The organism is Acinetobacter sp. neg1, from assembly GCF_000788125.1.
GTDB classification, from domain to species: domain Bacteria; phylum Pseudomonadota; class Gammaproteobacteria; order Pseudomonadales; family Moraxellaceae; genus Acinetobacter; species Acinetobacter vivianii.
The window spans coordinates 225,748-241,340 of record NZ_JSZD01000020.1 but is presented as its reverse complement, the minus strand read 5'-3'; the positions used below and the strand labels follow the sequence as shown (position 1 = coordinate 241,340).

The window sequence follows — 15,593 nt, the reverse complement described above, 5'->3', positions numbered from 1 at the left end:
ATCCACAACCTTCTCGAACAATCTATTGCACTGTACTACAATCATTTTTAAGTTTTAAATGGTGCTTGATCAATGACAACCATGCTTATTCCCTATCTTGTTGCAATTACTCTGCTTACACTTACGCCAGGTTTAGATACAACACTGATTATCCGTACCGCAACGCTGGAAGGTAAAGCTAAAGCTTTTCAGGCAGCCTTGGGTATTAATCTGGGTTGTATTGTTTGGGGAATCATCGTGGCTTGTGGCTTAGGTGCCTTATTAATGACCTCAGATATCGCCTTTAATCTTTTAAAATGGATGGGCGCAATCTATCTGACGTGGTTAGGTTTAAATCTGCTGTTAAAACCTCGTACCCAACTTGCCGATATCAATGAAACAACCGTAACGCAGAACTGGTTCATCAAAGGCTTCTGGGGCAATTTGCTCAATCCTAAAGTTGGTATTTTTTATATTTCCTTCTTACCCCAATTTATCCCGCAGTCCTCATCTCCAATCATCTGGACCATGGGCTTGGTGATGATTCATGTGGTGATTGGACTGATCTGGTCTATTTTCCTGATCGCTGCAATGCAATCCATTTCAGCTTATCTAAAACGACCAAAATTCATTAAATATATGGATCGTATCACTGGCAGTATTTTTATCCTGTTTGCACTCAAGCTGGCATTCAGCAAACGATAAAGTATAAAAAAGCGCGTTGATTAAAACGCGCTTTTTTAAATCCAAGATGCTCAGCCTTGGAAATATCTTAAATCCAGACGGGCATCATAGACATGCGTGGTTGGGCCTGTCATCCACACTACATCACCTTCACGCCAAGCAATGTGTAATTTACCACCCGCAAGTTGAACTTCAACTTCATTGGCAAGTAAGCCACGGCGCATACCACTGACAGCAGCGGCGCAAGCACCTGTACCACAAGCCAAAGTCTCGCCAACACCACGTTCATACACACGTAAACGAATATGCTTTTCATCAAGGATCTGCATAAACCCAGCATTGACACGTGCAGGGAAACGCGAATGAGATTCCACTTGTGGGCCCATACGTTCTACATCTGCCGTTAATACATCAGGAACAATGGTCACCGCATGCGGATTTCCCATATTCACTACATCAATATTAATGCTTTGATTGTCAGCTAATGCAAGTGCATATAAGCCTTCAATATCTTCATGCTCTTGAGTCACAAATGGAATTTCTTCTGGAAGAAACTTCGGTTGTCCCATATTGACGCGTACCCAACCGTTGGCACCCAATTCAGGTTCAACAATCCCTGCTTTGGTTTGCACACGGATTTTAGTTTTAGTGGTCAGTTGACGCTCATGTACAAAACGGGCAAAACAACGTACACCATTACCGCACTGCTCAACTTCAGAGCCATCGGCATTGAAAATTCGATATTTAAAATCAACATCAGGTAAATCTGGTGGCTCAACGATCAATAGCTGATCAAAACCCACCCCAAAATGACGATCTGCCAAACGCTGAATCGTGACCGTATCTAAATAAGCTCGCTGGGTAACGAGGTCAACGACCATAAAATCATTGCCCAAACCATGCATTTTGGTAAATTCTAAATACATCTCAACTTATTCCTCAGGCAATAAACGCTCTTTTTCCCAAAGTGATTCTATGGTTTCACGCTCACGAATTAAATAGGCTTGATCACCATTGACCATAACTTCAGCAGCTCGGCCACGGGTATTATAATTAGAGCTCATTACAAAACCGTATGCACCTGCACCCAGCACCGCCAGCACATCATTTTCCTGAAGTGCCAAGTCACGCTCTTTACCGAGGAAATCACCAGTTTCACAGATCGCACCGACCAAGTCCCAAGTTTTCACTTCAACATCAGTATTCGAGTTCACCGATTGGATATCCATCCACGCTTCATACAGCGCAGGACGAATCAAGTCATTCATTGCTGCATCAATAATGGCAAAGTTACGATGGTTGGTCGGTTTTAATAGATCAACTTTCGTTAATAATGCGCCTGCATTAGCAGAAATACTACGGCCTGGTTCCATATACACTTTCAAACCAAGCTTCTCTAAAGCAGGACGCATCGCATTGGCATATTCTTCAACACTTGGCGGCGTTTCATCTTTATAACGCACGCCCAAACCACCACCGATATCAATATGTTTGAGGTTAATCCCCAGACTTTTCAACTGCTCAATCATTAAAATGACACGATCAAGCGCATCGACAAAGGGTTTGGTTTCCGTCAACTGTGAACCAATATGGCAATCGATCCCAATAATCTCAAGATTCGGCAATGACGCGGCATATTGGTAAGTTTCATTCACCGTATCGCTTGGGATACCAAACTTATTTTCTTTCAAGCCAGTTGAGATATAAGGATGGGTATTGGCATCAACATCAGGATTTACACGTAAAGAAATCGGTGCTTTCTTTCCTAGTTTTGCTGCCACTTTCTGAATACGATCCAGCTCGGCATGTGACTCCACATTGAAACAGGCAATGCCAACATTTAAAGCTTTTTCGATATCTGCTTCAGATTTACCCAAACCAGAGAATACGATTTTTGAAGGCTCACCACCGGCTGCCAGTACACGCGCCAATTCGCCACCTGTAACGATGTCAAAACCTGCGCCCACTTTTGCCAATACATTAAGAACAGCCAGATTTGAGTTTGACTTCACTGCAAAACAGATTTGATGATCAATAAAATCAAAAGCACGATGCATATCCAAATAATGCTTTTCAAAAGTTGCTTTTGAATAAACATATAAAGGCGTGCCATATTGCTGTGCGAGCTGATCGAGTGAACATTGCTCAGCATGCAATACTCCATTAATGCGAGTGAAACTCATGAAGATGTCCTTATTTACAAACTTAAGGTGAGATGGTTTGTTATTGCGTCGTGGATGATGTTGCCTGACTTGCCTCTTCGACTTCATCTTTGCTTACAACAGATGAAGTTTTAGCCTGAGATGCTTCATTTTTATAAAGCAAATATTTTGCGCGTTTGTCTTGGTTTGGATCAGATGGTAAATGTAATTCACCCGTCTGGCCACAGGCAGTTAAAACAATACTGCTTAATAATAAACTGATAGAACAAATGGCTTTAAGCATCTGAGCACCTAACTTTTACAATTCGGAGCAGTATAGCGTGATCATTTGATTGGCTAAAGTCTAAACTTGAATGAATCAGGCAATAACCATAAAAAAACGCCGACTTTAAGGTCGACGCTTTAAGTATTCAGTCCAGTGCTTGCTTATTTTTTCTTATAGAAGAAATAACCAATTGCCAGAATGACAAACCAGATCGGGCTCACTTTTAGTGATTCTAATGTGGTTTCATCCAATGCAAGGAAGTAGATCGTTGCAAGGAAGAATAAAATCACGACCCAGCATGTGAACACGCCACCAGGAAGTTTAAAGCTTGATTGTGCATGCAACTCTGGACGATTTTTGCGGTAGTTAATATAACTCCACATAATAATGATCCATACACAGATGAACAGAATTGTTGAAAGCGTTGTTGCAAGCGTAAATGCCGTTACTTCATCGTTCGTCCCTGTCTGTAATTTATAAACGAACTGTACGAATGCACCGATAAAGATACAGATTGACGAGAAAATCAATGCTTTTGAAGGGACAGCAGATTTAGATAGTTTTCCAAATAACTTCGGTGCTTGCTGATCTGTAGATAGACCAAACAACATACGGCTAGTCGAGAAGACACCACTGTTCATGGATGACATCACCGAAGATAACACCACCAAGTTCATGATAATCGCAGCTGATGCAATACCCGCTTGTGAGAAGATGTTGACGAATGGGCTGACTTTAGGATTGATCTGATCCCAAGGGGTTACACACATCACCACAAATAATGCCAATACATAGAAAATGATGATACGGATTGGAATCGAGTTAATTGCTTTTGGCAAGTTACGTTTAGGATCCTGAGTTTCAGCAGCGGTTGTACCCACCAATTCCACACCAACAAAGGCGAAAATGGCAATCTGGAAGCCCGCTAAAAAGCCATCAAGACCTTTCGGGAACATCCCACCATGTGTCCAGAGATTCGAAACACTTGCAACTGTACCAGAAGCATTGGTAAACCCAGTAAAGATCATCCAAAGACCGACTGCGATCAAGACAATAATCGCTGTGATCTTCACCATCGCAAACCAGAACTCCATTTCACCGAATAATTTTACGGTCACCAAGTTCAGGCCTAAGACAAACATGATTGCCACAGTACTAATCAGTAAACCACCTAATGGCGTGAAGGATTCCCCACCATTAAAGAATTCCAGATAGTAAATAATGGCGGATAAATCTGCGATACCAATCGTGACCCAACAGAGCCAGTAAGTCCAACCGACAAAATAACCTGCCCACGGGCCAATTAAATCCGTCGATAAATCGATAAAAGATTTGTAGTTCAGGTTAGATAGTAATAGTTCTCCTAATGCACGCATTACGAAGAACACCATCAAACCAATGGTCATATAAATAAACAGAATAGATGGTCCAGCTAAACTAATCGTTTTACCCGACCCCATGAACAGCCCTGTTCCGATTGCACCGCCAATCGCAATCAACTGTAGATGTCGATTAGATAGACTACGGTGAAGTCCGCTTTGCTCAGCAGCCTCACTCAGATTTTGATTCGACATTTTGCAAAAACTCTCCAGTGTTTTTAGTTCATTAACCAAAGTCCGCTCTCAATAACGATTCGTACTATTTTCGGTATCTTTTCTCGTTATCTATAATTTGGCTGACTTTAGCTAAGCAATTTTTTACCTGTATTTGTCAAGTTAAATACAATTGAATTCGATCATACGCACAAGGCCAAAACAATACAATGAACTTGTGAGGGCAACTTGCTCATCTCGAAAACAACGGTGCATAAAAAGAAGCGGCTATCGCGGCCACTTCTTTTATAAGAGAAAAATATTAATTTATATATCAATCATTAGATGATGACTTCTGTTGGTTTTTGAGACGCTCTTCCCAGAATGTCGCATTTCGGATGCCCAACTTAACTGGATCAAATATAAACTCCTTAACTCCAGCTTTTTGTTGTTCTTCATAATCTTTCAGCGCTTTGATGGTTGGCTTCCAGATAAAATAAGTGACAATAATACCAATGATATTGATCCATGCCATCAAGCCAACGCCAAGATCACCAATGCCCCAAATATAACCTGTCGCACTGACCACACCATAAGCCACAGAAATCATAATGAAGCATTTGGTGATGAATAATAATGACGGTGTCTTGGTGATATAGCTCAAATAGGTAATGTTGGTTTCAGCAATATAGTAATACGCCACGATGGTCGTAAAAGCGAAGAAAAACACAGCTAAAGCCACAAATATCTGCCCAAAGCCACCAAAGACCGTACTCACTGCCATTTGTGTAAAGGCTGGTGAACCGATTTCAGTAGCTGGTGCAACATTCTGCACAATAAACTGGCCTGCCTCTAGAGTGCCTTGTACGTTATACGTGCTTGTAATTAAAATCATAAAAGCAGTGGCAGAACACACGAATAAGGTATCTACATAAATCGAAAATGATTGCACAAAACCTTGCTGTGCAGGGTGCTGAACTTCTGCCGCTGCTGCTGCGTGTGGCCCTGTACCCTGTCCTGCCTCATTGGAATAAATACCACGTTTCACACCCCAGCCAATCGCGGCACCTACACCCGCCATCGGAGAAAAAGCATCTTCGAAAATCAGTTTAATGACACCCGGTAATTCTTGAATATTCATCACGACAATAATAACAGCCATCAAGATATAACCTGCTGCCATAAAAGGTACGACCAGCTCGGCAAAACGAGCAATCCGCTTAATGCCTCCAAAAATAATGATCGCCAATAAGGTTACGATCACAACCAGTGCCAATAACTTATATGCGCCGATATTACCAAATACGATCGCGCCTTCACCCGTAACCTGAGTAAAAGCATTCCCGACTGCATTGGCCTGAATCCCCGGTAAAAATAGACCACAGGAAATGATCGCTGCAACAGCAAACAAAATCCCTAACCAGCGCTGTCCAAGGCCTCGGTCAAAATAAAATGCTGGCCCACCACGATATTCACCCTGATACTCCACCTTGTAGATTTGACCGAGTGTTGATTCGACATAGGCAGTACTTGCACCTAGAAATGCGACCAACCACATCCAGAAGACGGCACCTGGCCCACCAAATCCGATTGCAGCCGCCACACCTGCAATATTACCTACACCAACACGCCCAGATAGAGAAACAGATAAAGCTTGGAATGATGAAATCCCTTGCGCTGAAGATGAACCATGTATTAACAGCCTTGCCATTTCCTTAATTTGGCGCACCTGTACAAATCGAGTCAAAATAGAAAAAAATAAACCTGCACCTAAACACAAATAGATTAGGGCTTTACTCCAGATAATACTATTTGCCCAATCCACAATTTCTGCTGCACTCATAAATATCAACCTTTATGATTTATTTAAAAAGTAGCGACTGCTAAATTTTCATTTATTTAAATATGAGCAATATCTATGCCACGCCTTTCACAAGACAAAGGCAATCGATTTGCCTAAACCCTTCAAGGGAAAAGTGAATTGAACAAAAAAACAAGTTGCTAAAAACACATCGTCTATAGCTTGTAAAAGTTGTATATCATGTTATTTTCCTGAGCAGTTCCCTTTAACCCATGAATGACGAAACTGTGCTGTCTCCTTTTTTATCCATGCATAGAGTACTCAGCATCTTGCTTAAATTTTCGTCCTAACTCTTTTTAACCAATCTAAAGAATTTTTTCAATTTTATCTTATGGCAAAAATTAAAACGGTTTATCGCTGCGAACAGTGTGGTGCGGATCACCCCAAATGGGCTGGTCAATGTTCTGAATGTGGAGAATGGAACAGTCTGTTAGAAGTTCGTGTCGAACCTGTTGTTACGCATCGTAGTCAACCTAAAATGGGCGGCGGTTATGCGGGACAAGTAGCAAACCTCACCACCCTCAACCAGATCTCGGTTACACACGAAACTCGCCTACAAACTGGTATTAGTGAGTTTGATCGCGTATTGGGTGGCGGCTTGGTCACAGGCTCAGTCGTATTGATTGGTGGTGACCCGGGTATTGGTAAGTCAACCATCCTGTTGCAGACCGCAACGCATATGGCCAGTAAAAAAAGTTCTGCCCTCTATGTCACGGGCGAGGAATCACTGTCTCAAGTGGCCTTACGGGCACAACGTCTTGATTTACCCACTGATTCGCTCAAAGTCATGGCTGAAACCTGTGTCGAACGGATTTGTGAAGTACTGGCACAAGAACGTCCTGCTGTTGCAATTCTGGATTCGATTCAGACGCTGTATACCGAAACCTTACAGTCGGCCCCAGGCGGCGTGTCTCAAATTCGAGAATCCGCAGCTTTATTGACACGTTTTGCGAAAAATAGCGGCACTGCCTTATTTCTTGTTGGTCATGTAACCAAAGAAGGTGCGCTTGCTGGCCCACGTGTTTTAGAACATATGGTCGATTGTGTGCTTTATTTTGAAGGCCAATCTGACTCGCGTTACCGTATGATTCGTGCAGTCAAGAACCGTTTTGGTGCAGTCAATGAACTGGGCGTATTCGGCATGACTGATAAAGGCTTACGTGAAGTAGCCAATCCATCTGCAATTTTCCTGAGTCGTTATGATGAAGCCATTCCGGGTTCAATCGTGATGATTAGCCGTGAAGGTACTCGCCCACTTCTTGTTGAAGTTCAAGCTTTGGTCGATGATGCACATGGGCAGCCTCGTCGAGTTGCACTGGGTCTCGAACAGAACCGCTTAAATATGCTACTAGCAGTCATGCACCGACACGGTGGTGTACAAACTTCTGGGCAAGATGTTTATGTCAATGTGGTGGGTGGTCTGAAAATTACCGAGACAGGTTCTGACTTGGCCGTATTACTGGCCTGTGCTTCAAGCTTGCGAGGCAAAGCCCTGCCGCAACAATTAGCGGTTTTTGGTGAGGTTGGTTTATCAGGTGAAATTCGTCCTGTACCCAATGGTCAGGAACGCTTAAAAGAAGCTGCAAAACATGGCTTTAAGTATGTGATTTTACCAAGAGGTAATGCGCCACAAAAATCGATTGATGGTGTACAAATCATTGCTGTTGCACGTTTGCATGAAGCCTTAACGGAAGCAATGCAGCTCAGTGATGAATTATGATCAGCGTCTGACATAAAAAAACATACTTTTCTAGTTGAAATTCTATGTAAATACCTTCATAAATACATTTACAAATTGAATTTAAATAGGAATTTTCGATGCAAGTACACCAGCGTGGCTTGATGGCAGCTCTTTTGATGGCAACTTTGGTCGCTGCACCGCTTGCAGAAGCAAAACGTGCGGGTGGCGGTAAAAGCCATGGTATGAGCAGATCTAGTTCATCTAGCCAATCTTATCAGCCGTCACGTCAAGCAGCTCCAGCGCCTCAACAACAAACTGCGCCTCAAAGATCAGGTCCAGGTGTGGGCTCTATGGTTGCTGCGGGTGTTGCAGGTGCAGCAGTCGGTGCTGTAGCTGCCAATGCATTGGCGGATGACAAACAACATAACCCAACAGCGACTGAGCAAGAAGCTGCTCAGCAAGCTCAACAGCAACAGGAAGAAAAAGGTGGTATTCCTGGCTGGATTTGGGTGCTTCTCGCTGCTGCAATCGCCTTCTTTGTGTTCCGCAGATTGGGCGCAAAAAAAAAATTAGCAACCAATAATCCTTACGCTCCAAACAATGGCGGTCAAAACAACTTTGGCCGTCAGGTTCCACCTCAAGCAGCGCCACGTCAATCAGCAGATAACACCAATATTTTTGGTCAATCTGTAGCGGGTGGTACTGCGGCTCCTCAAGCACCATTTGGTGGCGCCTCTATGAGCAGTGGCAATCAATTACCAGATGGTACTGAGCCTGCTGCATTCTTACGTATTGCACGTCAACGTTTTAACCATATTCAATCGGTAAACAGCGCAAGCAATGTCGAAGAAATCCGTCGTTATTTAACGCCTGAGCTTTATAGTTCAATGCATAGCGACATTATGGCAAACCAAGATCAAGACGTTGCTGAATTTAGCAATCTCAATGCGATGGTTGTCGAAAGCACAACTGAAAATGGTCAATATGTCGTGAGCGTACGCTTTACGGGTACAGTAAGTGAAGATCTAAACAGCTTGCCACAACCTTTTGCTGAAATCTGGCATTTTGTAAAACCTGCCGGTTCACAACAAGATTGGGTTGTTGCAGGTATTCAACAAGCTTAATGGTCTTGTGAAATGAAAAAGAGCTATTTCGATAGCTCTTTTTTTATGGGCTTTATTTTTACCAAAGCTAAAAAAAGCCATTCTCTATAGAGAATGGCGGAGTGTAAAACAACAAAAATAGAGTTCTTATGAATAACAAACAGCACAACCTAGCACGGTCTGTCTATTGATACTAACGGATAATATCTTAAAAAAATATTCCTCATTTGGGGAAGAAAGCCCTTTTATTAGAAGCATTTTAAATCTCGCCTAGACCATCTCTATCGTAGTGATATTTTTAGTGCGCCAATTATCTACCTAAAATCGCTTCTACGCCTGTTAAAAACAGTTGATGCTACCTAAACAATACGCCTTAAGATTAATCTCTCAGTGAGCTTTAAAACCCACTCAAATCTATAGCCCCTAACTACACTATCAATCAATACCCATAAAAAAAGGCCTTGCCGAAGCAAAGCCTTAAATTTCATTCTAATCTAATGATTCAGCATCATTAGACAAACTGCAAGAATAACCAGTATAAACCACCAGACAATGCAATCGTTGCTGGTAAAGTGAAGACCCATGCAGAAAGAATGGTTTTCACTGTTGCGAAGTTCAGACCTGATTTATTCGCAACCATGGTACCCGCTACCGCACTGTTTAAAACGTGAGTAGTAGACACTGGCATACCAAGACCATCCGCCGCAGCAATCGTACTCATTGCCACTAGCTCGGCAGACATACCCTGACCGTAAGTCATATGGTTCTTACCAATACGTTCACCGACAGTCACAACAATACGTTTCCAGCCCACCATAGTCCCTAGACCAAGTGCAAGCGCTACTGCAACTTTAACCCAGTTCGGAATGTACTGAAGGAATGAATCTAGGCTATTACGGTATTCTTTTACAACTTTCGCCTGATCTTGATCCATTGCTGGTAAAGCTTCAGCTTTGTCTAAACGTTTGAATGTTGTCGTACTCAAATACATGTCATTACGGATTTCACTGACTGCCGCTTCTGGAATCAATTTAAGATCACCATAGCCCGCAACACGTGTACCAATATGTGATGTCATGCTTGCAAGCGCAGGAACAACTTCAGCGGTTTGTTCTTTTGTTTGGATATATTTGGTTAATACATCACGTGCTTTTTCATCTGTCAGTTCGTTTTGATTAACATTCAAAACCACAGCAGTTTGGGCAGAAAGCTGCTCAAAAGACTGTAAATGTTGTGCATCCAGATTTTTGTTCAATGAGTAAGCCAATGGTACTAAACCGATCAAGATCAACATGATTAAGCCCATGCCTTTTTGACCATCGTTTGAACCATGCGCAAAACTTACACCTGTACAAGTAAAAATCAGGATCGCACGAATTAGCGGTGGTGGTGGCTTATTGCCTTCTGGTGGCTGAAACAGCTCCATTTGACGTTTAAAGACTTTCTTCACCAACAAGAATAGAACGGCTGCAAACGCAAAACCAATCAATGGCGAGAAGAGTAAAGCCTTACCAACCTTAATCACCTGATCAATATCGATGCCACTACTGGTCGCACCAGCAGACGCATTCAAGATATGATTCATGATGCCCACACCTAAAATCGAACCGATTAAAGTGTGTGAACTTGATGCAGGAATTCCTAAGAACCACGTGCCTAGATTCCAGAGAATCGCCGCGATTAACAATGCAAAAACCATCGCGAAGCCAGCGCCGCTGCCGACATTCATGATCATTTCTACAGGAAGTAATGCAATAATACCGTATGCAACCGCACCGCTCGCAACCATAACTCCAAGGAAGTTACAGAAGCCAGCCCACATGACTGCTGCTGGCGCAGGTAATGCATTGGTATAAATAACCGTCGCTACAGCATTTGCCGTATCGTGAAAACCATTTACAAATTCAAAGCCTAAAGCGATGAAAAGTGCCGTCGATAAAAGAATAACTGAATATAAACTTAACGGCGGTACATGTGCCAGATCAGCACTTAACTGAAAACCGATATAAATCAGTGTTGCAACAATAATTGTCAAAAACACCGGCATAAAAAATTTCGGTGTTGGTACATGTACATTCGTCGATTTTGCCTGAGAACTGGCAAGCGGTGAATCCGAAACAGGAGGAAGATTAGAATTCATGTAGACGGTGAGAGGATAATAAAATCCTCTGTATTGTTTAATTAAATTATGACAATTATATGACAAAGGACTGTCACATAAAGCCAAAATTTCATATTTTTACCCTGTTTTTTTGTGTTTTTTTACGATAATTTCACCACATTTTTAATTTTAATCAAGAAAAAACAATGCATTACAAACCTTAAAAGTACAACAAAACTGTTTGTCTGATTTTGCAACAAATGCTACGAAAGATGACATATTTTTGTCATATTTCGAATAAGTTGTTGGCTTTTTAAGCATTATTCCGTTCAATTATGACAACTTAATGAAGCTTTTATGACATTTTTCATGTGACCCCATAAATCATACTCTAGCTTGCTGAAAATAAGCGCATTAGCATCTCTTCTGTTACAATGCCCCTGCTTTTTATCTTCATCAGCTACTGGGGTTCCTTCATGTCCACGCTTGCCACCCTACAATCACTTCTTGCCCAACGTATCCTGATTATTGATGGTGCGATGGGAACGATGATTCAACGCCATAAATTAGAAGAAGAAGATTATCGTGGTGAACGTTTTGCAGATTGGGCATCAGACCTGAAAGGCAATAATGACCTATTGGTATTAACACAGCCGCAAATCATTCAAGGCATTCATGAAGCCTATCTCGATGCAGGCGCAGATATTATCGAAACCAACAGCTTTAACGGCACACGCGTTTCGATGTCAGACTATCACATGGAAGACCTCGTGCCAGAGATCAACCGTGAAGCAGCGCGTTTAGCTCGCGCCGCATGTGACAAGTATTCAACCCCAGATAAACCTCGTTTTGTTGCAGGTGTCCTTGGCCCAACATCGCGTACCTGTTCAATCTCGCCAAATGTCAACGATCCAGCATTCCGTAATATTACCTTTGATGAATTAAAAGAAAACTATATTGAGGCAGCGCATGCCCTGATCGAAGGTGGTGCAGACATTCTGTTGATCGAAACCGTATTCGATACCTTAAACTGTAAAGCAGCGATTTTTGCAGTGAAAGAAGTCTTCAAGCACATCGGTCATGAACTGCCATTGATGATTTCGGGCACTATTACCGATGCATCAGGCCGTACTTTAACGGGTCAAACCGCAGAAGCGTTCTGGAACTCGGTTCGTCACGGTGATTTACTGTCAATTGGTTTTAACTGTGCCCTTGGTGCAGATGCCATGCGTCCACACATCAAAACCATTGCTGATGTTGCAGATACCTTTATTTCAGCCCATCCGAACGCGGGCTTGCCGAACGCCTTCGGTGAATATGATGAAACTCCAGAACAAACCGCAGCATTCATTAAAGAATTTGCTGAAAGCGGTTTGATCAACATTACTGGTGGCTGCTGTGGTACTACACCCGACCACATCCGTGCGATTTATAATGCAGTCAAAGACATTCAGCCACGCCAAGTGCCTGAAACTATTCCTGCTTGCCGCTTAAGCGGTTTAGAACCCTTTAATATTGATGAAAATTCCTTATTCGTGAATGTTGGTGAACGTACCAACGTGACGGGTTCAAAAAAGTTCCTGCGTCTCATTCGTGAAGAAAACTTTGCTGAAGCTTTGGAAGTAGCTCAGCAACAAGTTGAAGCGGGTGCGCAAATTATCGACATTAACATGGATGAAGGGATGCTCGATTCGCAAAATGCGATGGTGCATTTCCTCAATCTGGTTGCTTCTGAACCTGATATCTCTCGCGTACCGATCATGATTGACTCATCAAAATGGGAAATCATTGAAGCAGGCTTAAAGTGTGTACAAGGTAAACCTGTCGTCAACTCGATTTCCTTAAAAGAAGGATATGACGAGTTTGTCGAAAAAGCACGCCTATGCCGCCAGTATGGTGCTGCGATTATTGTCATGGCTTTTGATGAAGCAGGTCAGGCCGATACCGCTGCACGTAAGCGTGAAATTTGTAAACGCTCTTATGATGTTTTAGTCAATGATGTCGGCTTCCCTGCTGAAGATATTATTTTTGACCCGAACGTATTTGCTGTCGCAACAGGGATCGAAGAACACAACAACTATGGCGTCGACTTTATTGAAGCTACGGGCTGGATCAAACAGAACTTGCCACATGCCATGATTTCAGGCGGTGTATCGAACGTTTCCTTCTCCTTCCGTGGTAATGAGCCTGTCCGTGAGGCGATTCACTCAGTATTCCTATACCATGCCATCAAGCAAGGCATGACTATGGGGATCGTGAACGCAGGTCAAATGGCGATTTATGATGATATTCCAAAAGAACTGAAAGAAGCGGTTGAAGATGTTGTTCTGAACCAGAACCAAGGTGAATCAGGTCAAAATGCCACAGAAAAACTGCTTGAAGTGGCTGAAAAATACCGTGGTCATAGTGGCGCACAACGCGAAGCTGAAAACCTTGAATGGCGTAATGAATCTGTTGAAAAGCGTCTTGAATATGCCCTAGTCAAAGGTATCACTACTTATATTGATGAAGATACCGAAGAAGCCCGTTTAAAGGCCAAGCGTCCACTCGATGTAATTGAAGGTGCATTGATGGATGGCATGAACGTAGTCGGTGACTTGTTCGGCTCAGGTAAAATGTTCTTGCCGCAAGTGGTGAAATCTGCGCGTGTGATGAAGCAAGCTGTCGCTTGGCTGAATCCGTACATCGAAGCTGAAAAAACAGGTAGCCAGTCCAAAGGTAAAGTGTTGATGGCAACTGTTAAAGGTGACGTACACGATATTGGTAAAAATATCGTGGGTGTGGTCTTGGGTTGTAATGGTTATGACATCGTTGACCTTGGCGTGATGGTACCTGCGGAAAAAATCCTGCAAACCGCGATTGATGAGAAATGTGACATCATCGGTTTATCTGGTTTGATCACCCCATCTTTAGATGAAATGGTGTTTGTTGCCAAAGAAATGCAACGTAAAGGCTTTGACATTCCACTGTTGATTGGTGGCGCAACCACATCGAAAGCACACACAGCAGTAAAAATTGATCCTCAGTATCAAAACGATGCGGTGATTTATGTGGCCGATGCTTCGCGTGCAGTCGGTGTGGCAACGACCCTGCTCTCTAAAGAAATGCGTGGCAACTTTATTGCAGAACATCGCGCTGAATATGCCAAGATTCGTGAACGCTTAGCCAATAAGCAACCGAAAGCAGCCAAACTCAGCTATGCCGAATCAATTGAAAATGGTTTCAAGGTGGATGACAACTATGTGCCACCAATTCCAAATACTTTAGGCACGCAAGTCATTACCAATTATCCATTGGCGACCTTGGTTGAGTACTTTGACTGGACACCATTCTTTATCTCTTGGAGCTTGGCAGGTAAATTCCCGAAAATCCTGACAGATGAAGTTGTGGGTGAAGCAGCCACTGATTTGTATAACCAAGCGCAAGCGATGTTGAAAGACATTATCGAGAATAACCGTTTCGATGCGCGTGCTGTATTTGGTTTATACCCTGCACAACGTACAGGTGCGGATACAGTGAGTGTGTTTGATGAAGCTGGTCAAAAGGTTACGCATACCTTTGAGCATATTCGTCAACAGTCAGACAAAGTCACAGGCAAACCAAATTTATCTTTAGCGGACTTTATTAGTACTTCTAAAGACAATACCGATTATCTTGGTGGTTTCACTGTATCGATCTTTGGTGCTGAAGAATTGGCAAATGAATATAAAGCCAAAGGTGATGATTACTCAGCGATTCTGGTTCAGTCTTTGGCCGACCGTTTTGCCGAAGCTTTTGCAGAACATTTGCATGAGCGTATCCGTAAAGAATTCTGGGGCTATAAGGCCGATGAGACTTTGGGCAATGAAGAATTGATCAAAGAGAAATATGTCGGTATTCGTCCTGCACCAGGTTACCCTGCTTGCCCAGAGCATTCTGAAAAAGCAGTATTATTTGACTGGTTAGGTTCGGAAGCGAAGATCGGCACCAAGTTAACTGAACACTTTGCGATGATGCCACCTTCTTCTGTCAGTGGTTTCTATTATTCGCATCCTGAAAGTGAATACTTTAATGTGGGCAAGATTTCTCAAGATCAGCTTGAGGATTATGCAAAGCGTAAAGGCTGGACACTGGATGAAGCGAAGCGTTGGTTAGCACCGAATTTAGATGATTCGATTGGTTAAGTTGATATAAATAAACCTGATTAAAAAATAGGGCGTGAAGGAAATCCATCACGCCCTTTTCA

Annotated in this window: 10 protein-coding genes; 4 read left to right on the top strand and 6 right to left on the bottom strand. The window is 42.7% G+C overall.

All coding sequences use genetic code 11. From position 1 onward, the window contains the following. The first annotated feature begins 72 nt into the window (after positions 1 to 72). Positions 73 to 684 carry a LysE family translocator gene (locus PJ15_RS15365; RefSeq protein ID WP_047432302.1) on the top strand — a complete coding sequence of 204 codons (612 nt, stop codon included), beginning with the start codon at positions 73 to 75 and terminating at the stop codon, positions 682 to 684. Positions 685 to 734: 50 nt separating this feature from the next. Here PJ15_RS15365 and dapF read toward each other — a convergent pair whose 3' ends face one another. The 5 genes from dapF to PJ15_RS15340 all read right to left on the bottom strand — a co-directional run bounded on the left by dapF (position 735) and on the right by PJ15_RS15340 (position 6,465). After that, on the bottom strand, positions 735 to 1,589 hold the full coding sequence (gene dapF, locus PJ15_RS15360) for a diaminopimelate epimerase (RefSeq protein WP_047432299.1): 855 nt from the start codon (positions 1,587 to 1,589) through the stop codon (positions 735 to 737). Positions 1,590 to 1,595: 6 nt separating this feature from the next. Next, a complete protein-coding gene (gene lysA / locus PJ15_RS15355; RefSeq protein ID WP_047432296.1) occupies positions 1,596 to 2,846 on the bottom strand; it encodes a diaminopimelate decarboxylase in 1,251 nt (416 codons plus the stop codon). A gap of 40 nt (positions 2,847 to 2,886) precedes the next feature. After that, positions 2,887 to 3,108, bottom strand: a complete 222-nt coding sequence (gene lptM / locus PJ15_RS15350) for an LPS translocon maturation chaperone LptM (protein WP_047432294.1) — start codon at positions 3,106 to 3,108, stop codon at positions 2,887 to 2,889. Positions 3,109 to 3,251: 143 nt separating this feature from the next. Then, positions 3,252 to 4,664 (bottom strand): amino acid permease, encoded by a 1,413-nt coding sequence (locus PJ15_RS15345; RefSeq protein ID WP_004771281.1) that lies wholly within the window; start codon positions 4,662 to 4,664, stop codon positions 3,252 to 3,254. 292 nt (positions 4,665 to 4,956) lie between these two features. Beyond that, entirely contained in the window at positions 4,957 to 6,465 is a 1,509-nt protein-coding gene (locus PJ15_RS15340; RefSeq protein ID WP_047432290.1) for an alanine/glycine:cation symporter family protein, read from the bottom strand. Between the two features lie 349 nt (positions 6,466 to 6,814). On the opposite strand from PJ15_RS15340, the gene radA reads away from it, so the two are divergent. After that, on the top strand, positions 6,815 to 8,203 hold the full coding sequence (radA, locus tag PJ15_RS15335) for a DNA repair protein RadA (protein ID WP_004771277.1): 1,389 nt from the start codon (positions 6,815 to 6,817) through the stop codon (positions 8,201 to 8,203). A 98-nt stretch (positions 8,204 to 8,301) separates the two neighbouring features. After that, a complete protein-coding gene (locus PJ15_RS15330; RefSeq protein ID WP_047432288.1) occupies positions 8,302 to 9,288 on the top strand; it encodes a Tim44 domain-containing protein in 987 nt (328 codons plus the stop codon). A gap of 490 nt (positions 9,289 to 9,778) precedes the next feature. On the opposite strand, the gene PJ15_RS15325 is transcribed toward PJ15_RS15330, so the two are convergent. Continuing rightward, positions 9,779 to 11,407 carry an inorganic phosphate transporter gene (locus tag PJ15_RS15325; protein ID WP_004771272.1) on the bottom strand — a complete coding sequence of 543 codons (1,629 nt, stop codon included), beginning with the start codon at positions 11,405 to 11,407 and terminating at the stop codon, positions 9,779 to 9,781. 437 nt (positions 11,408 to 11,844) lie between these two features. Between PJ15_RS15325 and metH the strand changes: the two genes are divergently transcribed. Continuing rightward, entirely contained in the window at positions 11,845 to 15,531 is a 3,687-nt protein-coding gene (metH, locus tag PJ15_RS15320) for a methionine synthase (RefSeq protein WP_047432285.1), read from the top strand. The last annotated feature ends 62 nt before the right edge of the window (positions 15,532 to 15,593 follow it).

What these genes read in the sequence shown, in the direction of transcription:
- PJ15_RS15365 (WP_047432302.1), top strand. Translation starts at nt 73, where the DNA reads ATGACAACCATGCTTATTCCCTATCTTGTTGCAATTACTCTGCTTACA.
- dapF (WP_047432299.1), bottom strand. Translation starts at nt 1,589, where the DNA reads ATGTATTTAGAATTTACCAAAATGCATGGTTTGGGCAATGATTTTATG.
- lysA (WP_047432296.1), bottom strand. Translation starts at nt 2,846, where the DNA reads ATGAGTTTCACTCGCATTAATGGAGTATTGCATGCTGAGCAATGTTCA.
- lptM (WP_047432294.1), bottom strand. Translation starts at nt 3,108, where the DNA reads ATGCTTAAAGCCATTTGTTCTATCAGTTTATTATTAAGCAGTATTGTT.
- PJ15_RS15345 (WP_004771281.1), bottom strand. Translation starts at nt 4,664, where the DNA reads ATGTCGAATCAAAATCTGAGTGAGGCTGCTGAGCAAAGCGGACTTCAC.
- PJ15_RS15340 (WP_047432290.1), bottom strand. Translation starts at nt 6,465, where the DNA reads ATGAGTGCAGCAGAAATTGTGGATTGGGCAAATAGTATTATCTGGAGT.
- radA (WP_004771277.1), top strand. Translation starts at nt 6,815, where the DNA reads ATGGCAAAAATTAAAACGGTTTATCGCTGCGAACAGTGTGGTGCGGAT.
- PJ15_RS15330 (WP_047432288.1), top strand. Translation starts at nt 8,302, where the DNA reads ATGCAAGTACACCAGCGTGGCTTGATGGCAGCTCTTTTGATGGCAACT.
- PJ15_RS15325 (WP_004771272.1), bottom strand. Translation starts at nt 11,407, where the DNA reads ATGAATTCTAATCTTCCTCCTGTTTCGGATTCACCGCTTGCCAGTTCT.
- metH (WP_047432285.1), top strand. Translation starts at nt 11,845, where the DNA reads ATGTCCACGCTTGCCACCCTACAATCACTTCTTGCCCAACGTATCCTG.